Annotated in this window: 15 protein-coding genes; 1 reads left to right on the plus strand and 14 read right to left on the minus strand. The window is 40.0% G+C overall.

Features of this window, described 5'->3' with window-relative positions:
• Positions 1-30: 30 nt before the first annotated feature.
• The 3 genes from nirB to gltB all read right to left on the minus strand — a co-directional run bounded on the left by nirB (position 31) and on the right by gltB (position 9,195).
• Positions 31-2,445, minus strand: a complete 2,415-nt coding sequence (gene nirB / locus QF028_RS13015; protein WP_429465968.1) for a nitrite reductase large subunit NirB — start codon at positions 2,443-2,445, stop codon at positions 31-33.
• A gap of 672 nt (positions 2,446-3,117) precedes the next feature.
• Entirely contained in the window at positions 3,118-4,602 is a 1,485-nt protein-coding gene (locus tag QF028_RS13020; RefSeq protein WP_429465970.1) for a glutamate synthase subunit beta, read from the minus strand.
• Positions 4,603-4,605: 3 nt separating this feature from the next.
• Positions 4,606-9,195: a glutamate synthase large subunit gene (gene gltB / locus QF028_RS13025; RefSeq protein WP_429465972.1), complete on the minus strand. Its 4,590-nt coding sequence runs from the start codon at positions 9,193-9,195 to the stop codon at positions 4,606-4,608.
• A gap of 357 nt (positions 9,196-9,552) precedes the next feature.
• On the opposite strand from gltB, the gene QF028_RS13030 reads away from it, so the two are divergent.
• Positions 9,553-10,566, plus strand: coding sequence for a DUF3231 family protein (locus QF028_RS13030; protein ID WP_429465974.1), 1,014 nt, complete (start codon positions 9,553-9,555; stop codon positions 10,564-10,566).
• A 16-nt stretch (positions 10,567-10,582) separates the two neighbouring features.
• Here the strand turns inward: QF028_RS13030 and QF028_RS13035 are convergent, their stop codons facing one another.
• From QF028_RS13035 to QF028_RS13085, 11 genes are all read right to left on the minus strand, one after another.
• Positions 10,583-11,362: a fumarylacetoacetate hydrolase family protein gene (locus QF028_RS13035; RefSeq protein WP_429465976.1), complete on the minus strand. Its 780-nt coding sequence runs from the start codon at positions 11,360-11,362 to the stop codon at positions 10,583-10,585.
• A gap of 236 nt (positions 11,363-11,598) precedes the next feature.
• Complete coding sequence (locus QF028_RS13040; RefSeq protein ID WP_214711600.1) at positions 11,599-11,934, minus strand: DUF1904 family protein; 336 nt, start codon at positions 11,932-11,934, stop codon at positions 11,599-11,601.
• Between the two features lie 57 nt (positions 11,935-11,991).
• The gene (locus QF028_RS13045) at positions 11,992-13,077 is read right to left on the minus strand and encodes an NAD(P)/FAD-dependent oxidoreductase (RefSeq protein ID WP_429465978.1); all 1,086 of its coding nucleotides are present in this window, start codon (positions 13,075-13,077) and stop codon (positions 11,992-11,994) included.
• Entirely contained in the window at positions 13,078-13,407 is a 330-nt protein-coding gene (locus QF028_RS13050; protein ID WP_429465980.1) for a (2Fe-2S)-binding protein, read from the minus strand.
• 34 nt (positions 13,408-13,441) lie between these two features.
• A complete protein-coding gene (locus tag QF028_RS13055; RefSeq protein ID WP_429465982.1) occupies positions 13,442-14,530 on the minus strand; it encodes an NAD(P)/FAD-dependent oxidoreductase in 1,089 nt (362 codons plus the stop codon).
• Positions 14,520-14,843, minus strand: coding sequence for a (2Fe-2S)-binding protein (locus QF028_RS13060; protein WP_429465984.1), 324 nt, complete (start codon positions 14,841-14,843; stop codon positions 14,520-14,522). Before QF028_RS13060 ends, QF028_RS13055 begins: the two co-directional genes overlap by 11 nt.
• A gap of 12 nt (positions 14,844-14,855) precedes the next feature.
• Entirely contained in the window at positions 14,856-15,659 is an 804-nt protein-coding gene (locus QF028_RS13065) for an ABC transporter permease (protein ID WP_429465986.1), read from the minus strand.
• The gene (locus QF028_RS13070; protein WP_429465988.1) at positions 15,656-16,576 is read right to left on the minus strand and encodes an ABC transporter permease; all 921 of its coding nucleotides are present in this window, start codon (positions 16,574-16,576) and stop codon (positions 15,656-15,658) included. Before QF028_RS13070 ends, QF028_RS13065 begins: the two co-directional genes overlap by 4 nt.
• A gap of 14 nt (positions 16,577-16,590) precedes the next feature.
• Positions 16,591-17,649: an ABC transporter ATP-binding protein gene (locus QF028_RS13075; RefSeq protein WP_429472316.1), complete on the minus strand. Its 1,059-nt coding sequence runs from the start codon at positions 17,647-17,649 to the stop codon at positions 16,591-16,593.
• A 15-nt stretch (positions 17,650-17,664) separates the two neighbouring features.
• Positions 17,665-18,753 carry an ABC transporter substrate-binding protein gene (locus QF028_RS13080; protein ID WP_429465990.1) on the minus strand — a complete coding sequence of 363 codons (1,089 nt, stop codon included), beginning with the start codon at positions 18,751-18,753 and terminating at the stop codon, positions 17,665-17,667.
• Between the two features lie 184 nt (positions 18,754-18,937).
• On the minus strand, positions 18,938-19,654 hold the full coding sequence (locus tag QF028_RS13085) for a GntR family transcriptional regulator (protein ID WP_215014356.1): 717 nt from the start codon (positions 19,652-19,654) through the stop codon (positions 18,938-18,940).
• Between the last annotated feature and the right edge of the window lie 67 nt (positions 19,655-19,721).

Genomic DNA, 19,721 nt, shown 5'->3' on the forward strand with positions numbered 1-19,721 from the left:
CTCAACGAAATATTTTGGCATTTAAAAAAATTAAGACATTCCCACGGTTTCAAACAGTTCCTTCGTTGTCTTTTCATTCTCAATAATCTCTTTCCAAGGATCTCTATATACAGACAATGTTTCATCCATACGTGAGTTTAACTCCTTGCGCTTGTTTTCATCATCAAGTACTTCTTTGACATGTTTTAAGTCAACTCGTTCAATCCAAGCGGATGTACGTTCTAAATAATTTGCCGTTTCACGATAATATTGAAGATAAGCACCTGTAATTTCCATTGCTTCATCATCTGTTTTTACTTTGTAAAGTAAATCTCCTCCACGTACGTGAGTACCGCCGTTTCCGCCAACATAGATTTCCCAGCCGCCATCAATACCGATAAAACCAATATCTTTAAAACCAGATTCAGCACAGCTTCTAGGGCATGCTGAGACAGCCATTTTTACTTTATGAGGAGTTTGCAATCCTTCAAATTTCTTTTCAAGGCGAATGCCTAATCCCATGGAATCCTGTGTTCCAAAGCGGCAGAATTGCTCACCAACACATGTTTTAACGGTACGAAGTGATTTGCCATAGGCATATCCTGAATTCATATCTAAATCTTCCCATACCTTCGGCAAATCATCTTTTTTCACACCAAAAAGGTCGATACGCTGTCCGCCTGTTACTTTTACTAATGGAATCTCATATTTATCAACGACATCAGCAATCCGGCGCAGATCGTTTGCATTTGTCACTCCGCCATACATTCTAGGTACAACGGAATACGTTCCATCCTTTTGAATATTGGCATGCATACGCTCATTGACAAAACGTGATTCTCTTTCATCTTGATATTCTGTTGGATGGACCATCCCTAAATAGTAGTTAAGGGCTGGGCGGCATTTTGAACAGCCTTCTTCCGTTTCCCATTCAAGAACATTCATCACCTCTTTAACATGTGTTAAGCCTTTTACTTTAATGGCTTTGACTACTTCGTCTCTTGATAAGGTTGTACAGCCACAAATCGCTTCTTTTTGTGCAGAGGCATTAAATTCGGATCCCAGAGTAAGCTGAAGGACATCCGCAACCAATGGTTTACATCCTCCACAAGAGCGAGATGCACTTGTACAAGCCTTTATCCCATCAACGGTCGTACAGCCTTGTTCTAAAATGGCCTGAACAATGGTCCCTTTTGAGATGCCATTACATCCACAAATGATTTCATCTGCAGACATACTGGCGACTAAACTTTCTCCAGCCTGTTGACCCATAGGCTGCAGAATCGATATTTTAGCTGTATCCGAAATGTCTGCCTGTTTATTAATCATTGAAAACAGCCGGTTCCCTTCGCTGCTGTCACCGAATAATACAGCTCCAACAATTTGATTGCCGCGAAGGACAATTTTCTTATAGATCCCATCCTGTTCATCAAAGACCTTTAATGCTTTTTTATCTTCGCCTTCTATAAAATCACCTGCTGAAAATACTTCGACACCTGACACCTTCAATTGAGTGGACAAAATCGACCCTTTATAAGGCTCTGTATATACACGGCAAATATGTTTAGCCAACACTTTTCCTTGTTCATACAATGGAGCGACAAGTCCGTATGGAATACCGTTATGTTCAGCACACTCCCCCACTGCATAAATATGAGGAAGGTCCGTTTGTAAATAATCATTGACTACAATTCCTCTATTAACGGTAACACCGGTTTCTTTTGCAAGAGCAATGTTTGGCTTAATTCCTACTGACATGACGACTAAATCTGCCTCAATTTGTGTACCATCTTTAAAGGTAACACCCTCAACGCGTTCTCCACCAATGATCGCTTCCGTATTCTTATCTAATAAAAATTTCATCCCTTGATTTTCTAATTCCTCTTTTAATAGATTAGCAGCGGTTGGATCCAGCTGACGCTCCATTAAGTAGGATGGGAGATGAATAACAGACACATCCATCCCTAAATTCAATAATCCTCTCGCTGCTTCTAGTCCTAGTAATCCTCCGCCAATGACGGCAGCCTTTTTGTATTTTTTTGAGGCTTCAACCATTTCGTCCGTATCTTTAATATCCCGGAAGGTTGTCACTCCTTTTTTATCTGCTCCTGGTATAGGAAGGATAAATGGCAAGGACCCTGTAGCTAATATTAATTCATCATATGGCTCGGTTCTGCCTGAATCAGTGGTTACTATTTTTTGAAGGGGATCCACCTTTATAACTGTTTCTCCCGTATGTAAAGTAATCGAATTTTCTTTATACCAATCCCAATCATTTAAGGTAATGTCTCTTACCTCCGTGTCTCCTTGCAGTACTTTTGATAACAGAATTCGATTGTAGTTCGGATAAGGTTCTTTTCCGATAATCGTAATTTCAAAATGCTCTTTTGAGATTTTCAAGATCTCCTCAATTGTTTTTACACCTGCCATTCCATTACCAACGAGCATCAACTTCTTTTTCATCATGTAAAATCCCCCTCAAAGTTTTGGTTAAATGAAAAAATCAGTGAACTTCACTGAAAGTTACTAAAATAATCAACATTTTTGAATTGCTCAAAAATAATTAAAATTCTATTTTTTAATATGTGTCAGATTTTATCACATGAAAATGTTAAATAAAATACTTAATTTCCAAATTTTTTTACTGCTCTCACATTACAAACATGTTGCAAACGCTTTATCAATTGATTTAAAAAGGTTTAAAAAAATAAAAAAAATTTAAAAAATTATTGATTATATAACTTGTAAAATACCATGTTAGAACTCCTTACATAAAACGCGAAAAAATGAATGTGCAGTGTTATGATCAAAATAGAAAAACAAACGGGCGTTGCAAAATAAGGAGGATGCATTATGAAAAAGCATAAAAATATGAATCTATTTTCTTTCTTAATACTGATTGGGAGAGTCATGTTTTCTAAAAAAAACAATATCGGTTGGTCTTAGTTTAACCTTTAAGTAAAAAGAACAATGATTAAACTGTAAACATACATGGATGTTTACTTTAGAACGAAAAGGATTGAGCCCTGTACAATACAGAGTTCAATCCTCAGTAGTTGCTTAAAATAAATGTTATTGTTTATTACCCTTCAGTGGCTACTGTTATCAGACATTTTATATCTAATTTGATGGATTGTTCTAAGGTAAATTAGTTTCACCCATTAAATATCTGTCACATTCCCTTGCAGCCTCTCTACCTTCATTTATGGCCCAGACAATTAGACTTTGACCTCGACGCATATCACCCGCTGCATAAACTCCTTCGATATTTGTTTTATATTTTCCATACTCAGCCATTACATTTGTTCGTTCATCTGTTTCGACATTCATTTTTTGAAGGAAGCTTGGCTCTGGACCACTAAATCCGATCGCTAGTAATACTAACTGAGCAGGCCAGATTTTTTCTGTACCTGGAATCTCTTTTCGAATTCGCTGACCATTTTCATCGGTTGCCGTTTCAACGTTAATGGTGTGAACCTCTTTGACATGACCGTTTTCATCGCCTACAAACTTTTTCGTCATCACGGCATAGGCGCGGGGATCCTCTCCAAAGACAGCTGCTGCTTCTTTTTGACCATATTCAACCCGATGAATGACCGGCCATTGCGGCCATGGATTATCATCAGCCCGAACTTCACCCTTTTTCTGATAAATATCAAACTGTGTTAAGCTTTTGCATTTATGTCTGACAGCAGTAGCCAAACAATCTACACCTGTATCCCCGCCGCCAATGACAACCACATCTTTATCTTTGGCGGATATATAATCACCGTTCTCAAGGTTAGAATCTAATAAACTTTTTGTATTCGCATGAAGAAAATCCATTGCGTAATGGATGCCTTTTAACTCTCTGCCTTCTACGTTTATATCTCGTTGCTTTGTTGCACCACCACAAAGAACGATCGCATCAAATTCTGATTGTAACGCAGAAATTGGGTAATCCTTGCCCACTTCTGTATTTGTCATAAACGTAATCCCCTCTGCTTTAAGCAGATTGACTCTTCTCTCTACTACAGAATAAGGAAGCTTCATTTCAGGTATCCCATACGTTAACAGGCCCCCAATTCGATCATGACGTTCAAAAATAGTAACATGGTGACCTGCTTTATTAAGCTGGGCAGCACAAGCCAAACCTGCTGGACCAGAGCCAACAACGGCCACCTTTTTATCCGTTCGGATTTCTGGCGGCTCCGGTTTCACCCACCCTTCCTTAAAGCCTTTACTAATAATTTCTAACTCGATTGACCTGATGGCAACCGGTGGTTCATTAATTCCAAGTACGCAAGCTCCTTCACACGGAGCCGGACAAGCCAATCCTGTAAATTCAGGAAAGTTATTCATTTTATGTTCTCGTTTCAGGGCTTCTTCCCATTGGCCTTGAAGAACTAAATCATTCCACTCCGGGATTAAGTGATGGACGGGACAACCAGAAGTCATCCCGTTTATGATCGTTCCTGTATGACAAGTGGGAATCCCACAATCCATGCAACGAGCACCTTGTTGTTTTAATTCATTTTCTTCAAGAGGTAACGTATAAATGTCCCAATCATCCGTTCGTGTTACAGGGTCACGTTCGGGTCTTGATTGACGTTCGTAATCCATAAAACCAGTTGGTTTTCCCATCGTTCACCCTCCATCTTTCATCGAATTCACAGCTTTTTTGCTTTCTTCAAATGCCAGGAGTGCTGCTTGAGGTTCACTCAACCCGCCTTCTCGCAAGGTTTTAATTCGCTCTTGCATCTCTAAATAATCTTTCGGAATAACTCGTACAAAATTCTTACTCATATCTTCCCAGCTATTTAACACTCTCTTACCATATGGACTATGTGTATAATGAACATGGTTTTCGATTAATTGATAGACTGTTTGGAGCTCTGTCTCATCTTGGATTGAATCAAGATACACTTGCTCTTGATTACATTTCACACGGAAATCCTTTGTTACATCCAATACATAGGCAACTCCGCCTGACATACCAGCTGCGAAGTTTCTCCCGGTTGTTCCTAATACAATCACTTTTCCACCTGTCATGTATTCACAACCATGGTCACCAACACCTTCTACAACCACATTTGCACCACTGTTCCTCACACAAAAGCGCTCTCCAGCAATTCCGCTAATATAGGCTTCGCCTGCAGTTGCCCCGTAAAATGAAACGTTTCCGACGATGATATTATTTTCCCAGGTAAAGGTAGCCTTTCGAGAAGGGCGCACGATAATTTTCCCCCCTGATAATCCCTTTCCGATAAAATCATTGGCATCTCCAACTAGTCTCATGGTTAATCCAGGTGGAATAAATGCACCAAAGCTTTGACCGGCAGAGCCTGTAAAAGTTAGGCGAATCGTGTCCTCAGGTAACCCCTTGGCACCATACCGTTTCGTAATTTCACTGCCTAACATGGTACCTGCAACTCGGTTAATGTTCCGTATCGATAAAGTCGCCTCTATTGGTTCTTGGTTTTCAAGCGCTTCTTTACATAACGGGATTAATTCTTGTTTGTCTAATGTTTTATCGAGTCCGTGAACCTGTTCAACGGTTGCATAACGACTAACATGTTTAGGTACCTCAGGCTGATAGAGAAGAGCCGATAGGTCAATCCCTTTGGTTTTCCAATGGGTAATGGCTTTATTCGTCTCTAAAACATCTGTCCTTCCGATCATTTCATTTATGGTCCGGAACCCAAGTTCTGCCATGAGTTCCCTCACTTCCATTGCAATGAATCTCATAAAATTAGCAACATGCTCAGGTTCACCAGTAAACTTTTTTCGTAGCTCCGGGTTTTGAGTGGCAATCCCTACTGGACAGGTATCAAGGTGACAAACACGCATTAAAATACATCCTAGTACGACTAACGGTGCGGTTGAAAATCCGTATTCCTCCGCCCCAAGTAATGAAGCAATGACAACATCCCGGCCTGTCATCATTTTTCCATCTGTTTCCACAACAATCCGGTCACGCAAACGATTTAAGAGCAATGTTTGATGTGTCTCTGCCAGCCCTATTTCCCATGGTAACCCAGCATGCTTCAAGCTTGTTCTAGGCGCTGCCCCAGTTCCGCCGTCATATCCACTGATAAGAACAAGATCTGCTCTCCCTTTAGCAACACCAGCAGCAATGGTTCCTACACCAACTTCAGATACAAGCTTGACACTCACTCTTGCGGAAGGATTTGCATTTTTTAAGTTATGGATTAATTCAGCTAAATCTTCTATGGAATAAATATCATGGTGCGGCGGTGGTGAAATCAAATCTACACCTGGTGTTGAACCTCTAACCTCTGCAATCCATGGATATACTTTTTTCCCCGGAAGATGTCCCCCTTCTCCTGGTTTAGCACCTTGGGCCACTTTAATTTGGATCTCATCGGCGTTTACAAGATAATGACTATTCACTCCGAATCGACCAGAAGCAACTTGTTTAATCGCACTACGACGCAAATCGCCATTTGGATCAGGTGTAAATCTGTTAGGGTCTTCTCCCCCTTCTCCAGAATTACTTTTGGCACCAATTTTATTCATTGCAATCGCAAGCGATTCGTGGGCTTCACTACTTATGGAGCCGTAAGACATCGCTCCCGTTTTAAACCGTTTACAAATTTCTTCAATGGACTCCACTTCTTCAATCGGTATCGCTTCTCGTTTTTTAAACGATAGCATGCCTCGAATGGATTGAAGATTATGCTTCGGATCTGTCAGTAAGGATGAATATTCTTTAAACAGCTTGTAATTATTTGTTCGGCAAGCTTGTTGTAACAGGTGAATGGTCCGAGGATTGTATTGATGATCTTCCCCGTCATGGCGCCACTGAAAATCATCACCTGTTTCCAATGTCCTCTCCTCACCTCTTGACTTATCAAAGGCTCTTTTATGCCTCATCATCACTTCTTCGGCAATAATATCTAACCCGATTCCGCCGATTCGCGTGGCAGTTCGAGTAAAGTATTTATCAATAACGTCCTTGTCAATTCCGATTGCCTCAAAGATTTGTGCACCGCGATAACTCTGAATGGTCGAAATCCCCATTTTCGATAGCACTTTAACGATTCCGTCTGTCGATGCTTTTATGTAAACATCAATAGCATCCTCAACCTGCATTTCACGTATATCATCGATTTCAATCAAACCTCGGATGGACTCAAATGCTAAATACGGATGAATGGCTTCTGCCCCAAAACCAAGTAATGCTGCGAAATGATGGACCTCTCTAGGTTCTGCTGATTCAAGGATGATACTTACCTTAGAACGTGTCCCTTTTCGGATCAGGTGATGATGCAAGCCAGAAACGGCGAGTAAGGCAGGCAACGCTGCATATTCGGCATTGACTCCGCGATCAGATAAAACGAGGAATGAAGCCCCATTGTCAATCGCGTTGTCAGCTTTCGAAAATAAATCGTCTAAAATCTGTTCATAATTAGGAGCTTTTACAGAAAAATTTATAGACAGAGTTTCACACTTAAAACTAGATTTATACAGCTTGCCTAGCTGACTATTCGTCAAAATCGGGGTTTGAATTTGAATTTGCTTACAGCTCTCAGGCTCAGGTTTGATAAGGTTTCTTTCTGGTCCAATTGTTGTGACAACGGAAGTAATAATTTCCTCCCGAATCGCATCAATTGGTGGATTTGTTACTTGAGCAAACAGCTGTTTGAAATAGTTATAAAGCAGCTGTGGTTTTTTAGATAAGACCGCAAGCGGCGAATCATACCCCATAGAACCAACAGGATCTTTCCCATCCGTTACCATAGGCTTCAATACTTTATTTAGTTCTTCGTTTGTATACCCAAAGGCAAGTTGTTGTTTCATTCGGTCATCCATATTAAAAACTTTTTTATGATTGCTCGTTTCAGGCAGGTCATCTATACGAACTAGATGCTTAGCCAACCAATCTTTATATGGTTGTTCAGACGCTATTTCCGCTTTAATTTCTTCATCTGGAATAATTTTGCCCTTTTCTAAATCAACAAGAAGCATTTTTCCAGGGTGAAGTCTGCCTTTATATTCAATATCATCAACAAAAATATCTAAGGCACCTACTTCAGACCCCAAAACAATCATCCCGTCTTTTGTTACATAATACCGGGCAGGCCGCAGCCCATTTCGGTCAAGACATGCTCCTATTTGTTTCCCATCCGTAAATACAATGGCCGCAGGCCCATCCCATGGTTCCATTAAACAGCTATGAAATTCATAGAATGCTTTCTTTTCATCATCCATTGTGACGTCATTTGCCCATGGCTCAGGAATCATCATCATGGCCGTATGAGCTAGTGAACGCCCAGAAAGATGCAGAAATTCAAAACAATTATCAAACATCGAAGAATCGCTGCCATCTGTATCAATGACCGGAAATAGCTTTTGATAATCGTTATCTCGAAACAATTCAGATTCACAGAGGGCTTCTCTAGCCTGCATCCATTTCACGTTTCCTTTAATGGTATTAAATTCTCCATTATGGATGGTAAATCGATTTGGATGGGACCTTTCCCAACTTGGAAATGTATTGGTACTAAATCGCGAATGAACAAGGGCTAATGCCGACTTAAAGTCACGGTGATTCAAATCAATATAAAAGGAATCGAGTTGTTCTGGAATTAGCATGCCTTTATACACAATGGTTTTTGATGATAAACTACAAACGTATAGACCTTCTTGATGTTCAAGATCAGAAGGGGAAACTTCGTTTTCTAATCGTTTTCGGATCACATATAATTTTCTTTCGAAATCACTTCTATCTTTAAGGTCGCCAGAAGGAGCTATAAACATTTGACGAATAAACGGTTTTGATTTTTTGGCAAGGTCACCGACATAAGAATCATTAACTGGTACGGTCCTCCAGCCTAGAAATGTCTGTCCTTCCTCTTCAATGACGTTTTTAACTAATTTTTGGACCCTTTTCCTAATCTCTGGGTCTTGCGGTAAAAAGACCATACCAATCCCATACCTCCCTGCTTCAGGGAGTTCAATATTTTCTTTTTCACATTGTTTCTCAAAAAAAGAATGTGGAATTTGGGTCAGAATACCAGCGCCGTCACCAGTGCTAATGTCTGCAGATTGTCCGCCCCTGTGTTCTAAATTACATAAAATTGTTATCGCATGTTCCACGATGTCGTGTGACTTTTTTCCATTTATATTAGCGACCATTCCGATTCCACAAGCTTCATGTTCATATTCAGGCAGATATAAACCTTGTGCACTCGGATACCCAAGCTTTTTCATGACAACATCCCTTCTTAAAAAAATAGGCCTATGATATCTTCTGAAGCCAGTGCAACTACTTCCATTCAAATAATGTACTTAGATATCCCCATCAATATTGAAATAATGATGGTAACGTTAATACCTTTCACATAAAAATAGTGTATACTTTCCATTTCCATTTAATTCTATCTCCAATAAAAGTCGTGCCTGTCAAAGCCCAAGTTTTTCGTAATTCGTATTCAATATGCTCTTTAGGATTCATAAAAAACCCTCGTAGATAAGATTTACGAAGGTTTAGTCAGCTCAATTATACATAATTAATTTAACACAGGAGATATTATTGCTAGAGAATAAATAGTTGGAGGAAACAAATTCATGGAAACAAAACATCATATTGATTTAACATCTGCAGAAATGGCAAATCTTTGGACGGCGTACCTAAATGATACGATGATCATTTGTGTTGTTAAATATGCTCTAGCTACCGTTCAAGATACAGAAATTCGTAGCGTTTTAGAATTTGCGTTACAGTTATCTCAATCACATGTTCAACAAATAACTACTATATTTAACGAAGAACAAATTCCGATTCCGGATGGATTTAACGAAAATGAGGATCTTAATTTACAAGCCCCTCCTTTATTTACGGATACGTTCTATCTGACATACATTCACAACATGGCCAAAATCGGAATTGAATCATATGGGATGGCTCTAGCTAATTCTTCTCGAACAGACCAAAGTCAACATTTCACCAACTGTCTAACTGAATACACTCAACTATTTAACCAAGCATTACAAGTATTATTATCAAAGGGAAACCATACGAGATCTCCGCATATTCCAAAACCAAAACAGGTTCAATACGTTCAAAAACAAAGTTATTTAACAGGTTGGTTTGGCAAGCGTAGACCTCTTAATGCAATTGAAATAGCGAATATCTATTTTAGTATGATTCGTAATATATTAGGAGAAGCATTGGTCACGGGATTTAGTCAAGTGGCGAGGTCTCAAGGGGTTCGTAACTTTATGATAAGAGGAAGAGACATTTCAGCCAAACATATTGAAATTTTCGGCTCTGTATTAAGTGAGGATCACTTGCCTCCAGCTAGTAAATGGGATGCTGAAGCAACAGATTCAACGGTTGCCCCATTTTCCGATAAACTGATGATGTTTCATGTTACAGCGTTAGGTTCGATAGGAGTTAGCCATTATGGGGCTAGTCTTGGGACAAGTGCAAGACGCGATTTAGGAGCTCTTTATTCTCGATTAATGGCGGAAATTGTACAATATGCAGAAGATGGAGCCAATATAATGATTGATAACGGTTGGTTAGAGCAACCGCCACAGGCACCGGATCGTGATCAGTTAGCTAATAAGAATGATTAGTACTTATTTAGTTGGATTAAGATTTAACTTGCTCTTTTGCCAATACAAATGAATTGCTTAATGTCCCAATCTCTTTAATTTTACATTCAATTGTATCTCCAGCACCGACAAACTCTGCTCCAACCGGACTACCAGTCAGGATGACATCCCCCGGCTGAAGTGTCATCACTTTTGTCAGATAGGATACCATTCTTCGGATAGGAATAATCATTAGCTCGGTTGCACTATTTTGCTTCTCCACACCATTCAGTCTTGCTTCCACTTTCACAGCAAATGGATCTAATTCTGTCTCAATAACTGGCCCTAGTGGTGTGAAGGTATCAAAGGACTTACCAATGGTCCAATGCCCGTCCTGATGAAAAAATTGAGGAGCTGTTACATCGTTTCCAACCGTGTATCCGAACACGTAATCCAACACTTCTGATTCAGGAACATTTTTAGCTTCCTTACCAATGACAATGGCTAACTCAGATTCGAACTTCACCTTTTCGATCCCTTCCGGAATGATGATATCTTCCTCAGGCCCAATAACGGAGGATATTGGTTTAAAGAAGAATACCGGAATTTTTGGAAACTCTGAAGGTCGGTCTTCAAGTTTAGAAACATAGTTTGCTCCAATTCCAATAATTTGGTTTGGCTTTATAGGCGCCAGCAGTGTTACATCAGTTATAGAAAATATTTGTCCTGTATACTCCCAATTATCGCCAAAAATATCGCCATTAATTTCTTGTATCGTGTTTTCAGACATCACACCTGTGTAAACGGACGAACCTTTAGTAAATCTAGTAAATTTCATTGCGATACTCCCTCTCAAACAGTGTATTCTAGTTCAATCTTCTTTCGAGCCACTTCCGTTTTGATGGCAGCCTCACCGGTTCTGTTAAGGAACCCGGTGTTAATGTTTTAAAAAAATAGCATGATGATCCAATTGATTTCAAGAATTTTATAAAAATGGCGTGCCCAAATTGATAATAGTTTAGGAACGCCATTTTTTTACTAAAAGTTATTTCTAATAAATAAAAATCTTTTACGTCACGATGAAGCAAAACTCTTTCCGTTCAGATAATAAGCGGACTCCTGAAATGTGCTGAAAGCGACTTCTACTTCTGGAAATTCGAGTGCTTGAATATGTTTGGTTACAATGCTGGCAAATTGATCTTGAATTTCCTGACCGCGATTGAACCATTTTACTTCAATTAATGGGTAACCCGGCACTTCATTGCCATCAAATACATAGGTAGAATGGACAATTTCTAAGGTGAAATTGTCCGTTCCACATGCACATAAATCCGCCAAATCTTGTACTAATGAAGTACTAACCGTTTTTACCTGATCTACTGAAACTCCTCTAATGATTAAATGTGGCATACAAATCTCTCCTGTAAGGGTTTGATAAATTTTTACTATATAAATTATGACACTAATTTATCTAAGGGACAAATCAAATCTGCCGATGGAATAGCGATCAATTGGGATTGAAGTTTCCCCATCCAGAATTAACTCAGTCATAAGTGTCCCTATTAGCGGCGATAGAGTTACGCCGCTATGCGTAGCTGCCACATAAAGGTTTTCAATACCCGGGATATTCCCCAGAATGGGAAAACCATCTTCCGGCATGGCTCGAATTCCTGAAAAAGCGCGAACAACCTTTGCTTTTTTTAATTGCGGAACATAGTGAACAGCCATATTAGCCGTTTCTTGAATGACATCCAATGTGGTTGCTCTGTTAAATCCTTCTTCTTCCATTGAATAACCGATTAATACCTCGCCATTAAAGGCCTGTCTTAACCCGCTGATGGTATAATGTAAAAATGGTTTGAGGGGTTCGGTAACAAGAATCTGCCCTCTTAACTGTTTGACCGGAATGTTGATATCTACTAATTTTCCTAATTCTCTTGACCAGGTGCCGCCAGCAAGAATAAGATTCTTACAAACGAACGTTCCCTTTTGTGAGACAACAATGAATTTCCCAGGAAGCTTTTGAATGTCCGTTACTTTATTATAAGTAGAGTATTGAACTCCATTTTTCTGGGCCGCCCTCATATACCTATCGACTAACCGAAAAGGATTGACGTTGCCATCAATGGAACTATACGTAGCGCCTGCAACCTCCGGATTGAGCGATGGTTCCTTTTCTAAGGCCTCCTCACGGGATAAAACCTTAATTTTGATGCCAATATTTTTGTAGGCCTCCGCAAGCCGTAACGCTTTTTCACGATCGGCTTCATTAAAAAAGGGGGAAAGTCCGCCAGTCCGTTTATATTCTACATCCCCAATTTTTTTTGATAAATAAGGATAAAGTTCGGCACTGTACATATTAAACTCTGCATACCAAGACGGTGTTTTATTATGAACCCATACCCACGCTTGTGTGGAACCTGAAGTTCCCGACAGAGGGAATTTTTGATCCAGTACCAGAATTCCTTCCTTTTTTCGTTCCGAAAGGTGATAAGCGATGCTGCTTCCGACGACCCCTCCCCCGATAATGATCGTTTCATAACTAGTTTCCATTTATTTCACCTTCCCATCCTCTAGCTCCACCTCATCTAAAACAGATTTCACCGTGGAAAATGAGGTACTATTCGTTGCTAGGGTTTCAAGCTTAATTGGACTTATCGGCATCCTCATACGCGGCAGTGGAATCTCATGAATAGATATGCCTGTTTTCTCATGAATGATAGTGCCCACCAGGCTATTGCATATTTTTGACTGGCATGGTCCCATGCCGCAGCGTGTCATTCTTTTAATATCATCAAATCTCTTGGCGCCATTCGAAATGACTTCCTCGATTTCTTCGTAACTGATTTCTTCACATCGACAAATAATCGTGGTTTTATCCAATTTATTCACCTTCTAGTCTCTTAATCTCTTCGAACTAAGAGTTAAATTGGTCCTTAAGGACGGGATGTTCAAAGTTTTCAACATGCTGCATTCTTGCTTTCCATGCATCTGGATGAAGCTTCGTCTCAAGAATTTCGAGTTCTCTCCATAGAGACATGGTCTCGATATCGGCCTCTTGCTTACTGATAGCTCCCAGGGATTCAGAAACATGAACCCCGGCTATCATACCTGTTGTTAGTAAAACTCCCTGAGAACTGACCCCGGCAGCGTTCCCCGCTAAAAAAACATCTTCCCGGTCTGTTTGTAAAGATTTGTTGTATTGTGGGATCCAGCCTCCTAGTTCTTTTTGATAACTGAATGAACAGCCAAGCTGGTAAAAAACATCGAGAATAGGCGACCGGCCGCCATCTATACATACGACATCAACACTTACGGTAAGAATCTGTTCTCCGTTCTCGATATCAATTTCCTCTACCTTACCAATTCCCCTGGCTTCCTTGATGGAGGAATTGACATAAACGGGAATACCTTTTTTTCGAACCTCTTCCCCTTTTTCTGCATCCCGTGCCGTTAAGCTTTGAGTTTTTTCAATTATCCCCTTAATCTGTACACCTAGCTCAGAAAGCTGGAGCGCAACATCCATCGCAAAGTCACTGGATCCTACGATAACGGCATGTTTACCAGGTATCACAAAATCCCGATTCATTAGGGTTTGGGCTGCACCTATGGTCATGACTCCCGGAAGCGTCCATTTCGGAAAAGCAAGGGCATTTTCAGCCGCACCCGTAGCCACGATTATTTTTTTCGCTTTAAGAGGGAATACATTGACCTCATCTGAAATACCAACACTTCCATCCTTGTAAAATCCAATCACTCGATGACCTAGCAAACAACGAATAGAGTAATCTTCTAATTGTTTCGTTAAAAGATCGGCCAACTCAAACCCGCGCATAGGTTGATAGGAAGAAGGCAGCGAATGAAGGACTTGGGTCTGTTGAAGTAATTGTCCGCCCATAGAAAAAGATTCTTCTACTATGGTTACATCTAAGCCTCTTGATGCTGTTTCCAAAGCAGCGGTAAGACCTGCGGGACCAGCACCAATAATAAGAACATCAGTCTCCACGGCATTCACTCCTTACATATGGATCTCCATCATTCGGATAAATCTTCATGCCTTCTTCGACCTTCGTCATGCACGTTCGTACATGATCCTCCCCATTTACCGTCATATAGCAGCTGCAGCACCTGCCCCGCGAGCAAAACAAGCCTCTTGGCTGAATTAAATTCCTACTCAAACCTAATTTTTTTATATCATTGGCCATCAAGGCTGCAGCCACGGATTGGTGTTCATAGGCTGCTAGCGGTTCATCTTTAAAAAAGATTTTTACTTGTTTTTGAAGCTGTTCCCCTAATACGGGATGATGTTTAATGTGCATAAAAACACCTTCTTATGAATTTTTCGACTCAAATACTTTTCCTACGCCTAATACTCTTTCGATAACGACCATTAATACGACTGTTAAAAGAATCATGATACTAGAAACAGAGGTGATGATAGGATCATACTGATACTGCATATAGGTATAAATCCGAACTGGCAGCGTTACCACATCGGTACTGACAATAAATAGGGCAACGGTTAAGTCGTCGAAAGAGGTAATGAATGCAAAAATAGCTCCTGCAATCACACCCGATTTAATGATTGGAAGTGTAATTTGAAAAAATACCCTGAGGCTTCCCGCCCCTAGATTCATAGCCGCTTGCTCGATCGTGCGGTCGAAGCCTACTAAACTGGCAACAACCAGGCGCATGACAAAGGGGATGGTTAAGATGATATGACCAATAATTAAAGCTGCCGGGCTCGCGGCCAATCCAATCCAGGAATAAAACTGCAAAAGAGCCACCCCAAATACAACGGAGGGGATTAAGAGAGGTGAACCGACTAATTGCATGATAGCTGTCTTCCCTCTAAATTGATATCTGACAACAGCAATAGAAGCCATCGTTCCGATAATCGTTGAAATGATTGCCGTACCAAATGCAACGCTAATACTGAGCATAAAGGACTGCATAAATTCAGGATGATTGATTAATTCGACATACCACCTTAATGTGATCCCTTTGGGAGGAAACACGATAAACTCAGTGGTTGTCAAGGAAGACAATAAAACAACGACAATCGGGGCAGCCAAAAAGATGTAGACGATCAGACAAAAGAAATGTAAGCCGAATTTTGGTAATGCCTTCCTCATTGAATGGCCACCCCTTTTTTGGAACTAGTTAGCAATTTGCTATAAATAATGATGGTAATAGTGGCAATAAAGATTAATAGGAACCCAATAGCCGACCCATAAGGCCAATTCAGCATGATACCAACCTGTTCATAGGTAAGGAATGACATCACTTTTACCTGAGGCCCCCCTAGAATCGCAGGAGTAACAAAGGAACTCACGCCTAAACTAAAAACCATAACGGAACCAGCAAATATTCCAGGCAGCGTTAAAGGCAAGATGACGGAAAAGAAGGTTCGAATCGAGCTGGCACCTAAATTTTGTGAAGCTCGGATCACAGAAGGGTCGATTCTTTCAAGCGAACCCATAATACTTAACACCATATAAGGAAATAACACGTGCACCATTCCTATGACCACGCTAAACTCCGTATAGAGCAAGGTTAATGGTTTATCAATCAACCCAAATTTCATTAACGTATGATTGACCACTCCATTATTGGACAACAAAATGACCCAGCCATAACAACGGATGACCATGCTGATTAACAGGGGTGACAGAACTAAAAGGGTTAAATAATTCTTAATCCTTCCCTTTGCTTTTGTAATTTGATAGGCTACTGGGAACGAAATAACAATCGCAGCCAGTGTAGTAATCAGCGCTATTTTGACCGTCCGCCATACAACCCCAAGATAGAATTTATCTGTAATAAATTTAATATAATTCTGTAGCGTCCATTCATTGCCAATCCCGCTAGCTGCGTCAAAAGTCTTAAAGCTTGTGATAAAAAGGAAGAACAACGGAAGCAAAAAGAAGAAAATAAAAATACCGAGGGTCGGAAGTAATAAAAGCAAATAATCAAGCTTTTTCTTCGTTAAATGCTTTTTTTTCTCCCTGAATAGCAGTTCCTGTTCCTGATACGCTGTTTCAGCCTGCATTGGATCAAGTCACCTCACTTTTTGGTAGCTAATAAATCCTCTGGATTCCATTTAATACATACATGTTTCCCCTCTTGAACCAGATCTGGATTTAACGCAACATTGGAAATATCAGCAATGAATTGTTTCTCCTTGTTTACTAAAATGTACCGGGTTTTCGCCCCCAAAAACATTTTCCTTTCCACGCTAACCTGAAGACCATCACTAGTTTCTATCGAAATTTGTATTTTTTCAGGCCTAATATAAAAGTCAATCACAGAATCCTTCGGCTGGTGAACCGATAGAACCTGCTCATAGCCGTCCAAAGACACTAAGCATTGATTATCACTCAGTGCCTCGAGCACCTGACCTTGAATCTGGTTTACTTCGCCAATAAACCTTGAGACGAAATCAGTCTGAGGGTGGTTGTAAATGGCCACTGGAGTATCGACCTGTTCAATTCTGCCTTCATACATAACCGCTATTCTGTCTGAAATCGCAAGTGCCTCTTCCTGATCATGGGTTACAAAAATGGTGGTAATCCCAACCTTTTTTTGAATTTCCACGATTTCTTCACGCATTTCTTGACGGAGTTTGGCATCCAAATTGCTTAATGGTTCATCAAGAAGCAAAACTTTCGGCTTGATCACGAGTGCTCTTGCTAGTGAAACACGCTGCTGCTGACCACCGGACAGCTCCTTTGGATAGCGTTTTTCATAGCCTGCCAGCCGGACCATCTCAAGCGCTTCTGTAACACGGGTATGAATCTCGCTTTTACTAACCTTGCGAAGCTTTAAACCATAGGCAACATTATCAAATACGGTCATGTGGGGAAAGAGAGCATAGTTTTGAAAAACCATGCCCATTTCTCTTTTATTAGGAGGAAGCAGGTGAACAGGCTTCCCATCCACCACGATTCTTCCGCCGTCTACATCTAGAAACCCAGCAATCATATTTAAGGTAGTTGTTTTTCCGCAGCCTGATGGCCCAAGGAAAGAAACAAGCTCTCCCTGCTTGATTTCAAGGTTCATCTTTTTTACAACTTCTGTTTTATTAAAGGTTTTTACTACGTTTTCAAGGCATAAATAGCTCATCATTTCACCCCTTCATTAGTGGGTCACTTCAATTTCTTTATTTGCTCTCTCTGTCCATTCAGCTCTCTTTGTATTGACATACTCCCAATCTACTTTAACAAGCTTTGCAATTTCATCTTCACCGTAAACGATTTTCTTGGTAATATCCCCATCTAGTTTCACGTTTTTATTGACAGGACCGTCAAATAAAGCGTTTGCAAATTCCACTTGGGTATCTTCACTTAATATAAAATTAACAAACTTTTGGGCCAGCTCTTCATTTGGAGCGCCTTTTACCACACTAACCGTTGCCATAAGTGCAGGGGCACCCTCCTCTGGTATTACATACTCAATTGGGAATCCTGTATCTTGCAGGGTGTACACGCGGCTGCTTCCCCACGCACTTGCAACTGTTTGACCTTGTAAGAAGTAGTTAGAAACATCAGCGGTTTTATCAAATGTCACTGCGTTTTTAGCAATTTCCTTCATTTTTTCAAATCCAGGTTCAATATCCTGCGCGCTTCCGCCATTTGCTATAGCTGACATGAGAAGCATATGCACTCCGTACGTATTGGAAATGGATGGCAGAACTAATTTATCTTTAAACTTAGGATCTGCTAAGTCATTCCAGGATTTAACCGGCTCCCAGCCATTTTGTTTAAAGGTATCTTTGTTATAAGCTAATCCCGTCGTAATAATCCCAAAACCAACTCCAATCTTGTCCTTATCTTTGGCAATATCATAGACATCTTTCAGGTTTGTCACAATACTCTCATCTAATGGTGCTAGTAAACCAAAAGCTTTTGCCTGAGCCTGCGGTCCATCATCCATGAAAGCGACATCGATTTGCGGCTTATCCTTTTGTGCCTGAAGTTTTGACAGTGTATCAACAGAACTTCCGGTAATATACTTCACTTTCACACCGTATTCCTTTTCAAACTTTGGAATAAGTGTCTCTTTCATCTTTTTTTCATAGCTTCCACCATAGGCAGCAAATACTAATGTTTTTCCGCCTTCACCTGCTGATTTTTCAGACGAATTGCCCGTTTGGCTGCTGCACGCAGAAATAATACCCAGAACAAGAATAATTAATAGAGCTAACGACACGTTTCTTTTTTTCATCATTACTCCTCCTCAAATATAGATATCTCTTATATTCGGCAATACTTTAGCTACTCGACTTTCCTCCCTTTCCTTTTAAATTATTTTAGTAATCATTGATGTAATTATTTAAATTTTCAGATAAGCGCTTACAAAAAAATATAATATTATAATCTATTAAGTTATAATATTATATATTTATTCTTATCTAAAAATGAATCTCAGTATAATAGGTAACTTGATCATGGCGTACATAAAATTTCGAGTATTCAATTACCTTTCCCTGCTTGGTATACGTAAACCTCTCCCATTCAAACACAGGCGTACCTGGTTCAACCTGAAGCCATTCTGCCATTTCACCTAAAGCAATATACGGCTTAATTAATAGCCTAGCCCTTCCTAACAAAATATGAAACTTATTTCTCAGAATATTGTAGATAAGTTCATTATTTATATCATTTGGCGTCAGGCCAGGACATTGATCATAGGGCAGATACGAGTACTCAAGTGCAACTGGTACATCATTCTCAATTTTTAAACGCTTGATCTTAATGATTTTTGCTTCAGGCTGCAATTCTAGTTTTTCTGCCACCTCGTTTTCCGCATTTTCAATCGAAAAACCGAGTAATTCATGCGGATGTTCCTCTTCTTCTGTTGTTTTGGAGAAGAACACATTAATATCTTGTTCATTAGTGGAACCCGCTACAAAAGTACCTTTCCCTCTTTGCCGGTAAAGATACCCTTTGTTTACCAATTCAATGACCGCCCGTTTGACCGTAATGGTACTCACATCAAACAGATCAGCTAATTCCTGTTCAGTTGGCAGCTGATAACCTATATCCCACTGCTTGGATTTAATTTTTTCCTCTAATACCAGTTCCACTTGGCGATAGAGAGGAACATGATTATGTTTATCTATTTTCATAAAATCACACCTAATTTATAATATTATAACTTTATAACCTTATACTATATTTACTATTAATACATAA

The sequence above is a fragment of the Neobacillus sp. B4I6 genome (assembly GCF_050434045.1).
Lineage (GTDB): Bacteria > Bacillota > Bacilli > Bacillales > Cytobacillaceae > Neobacillus.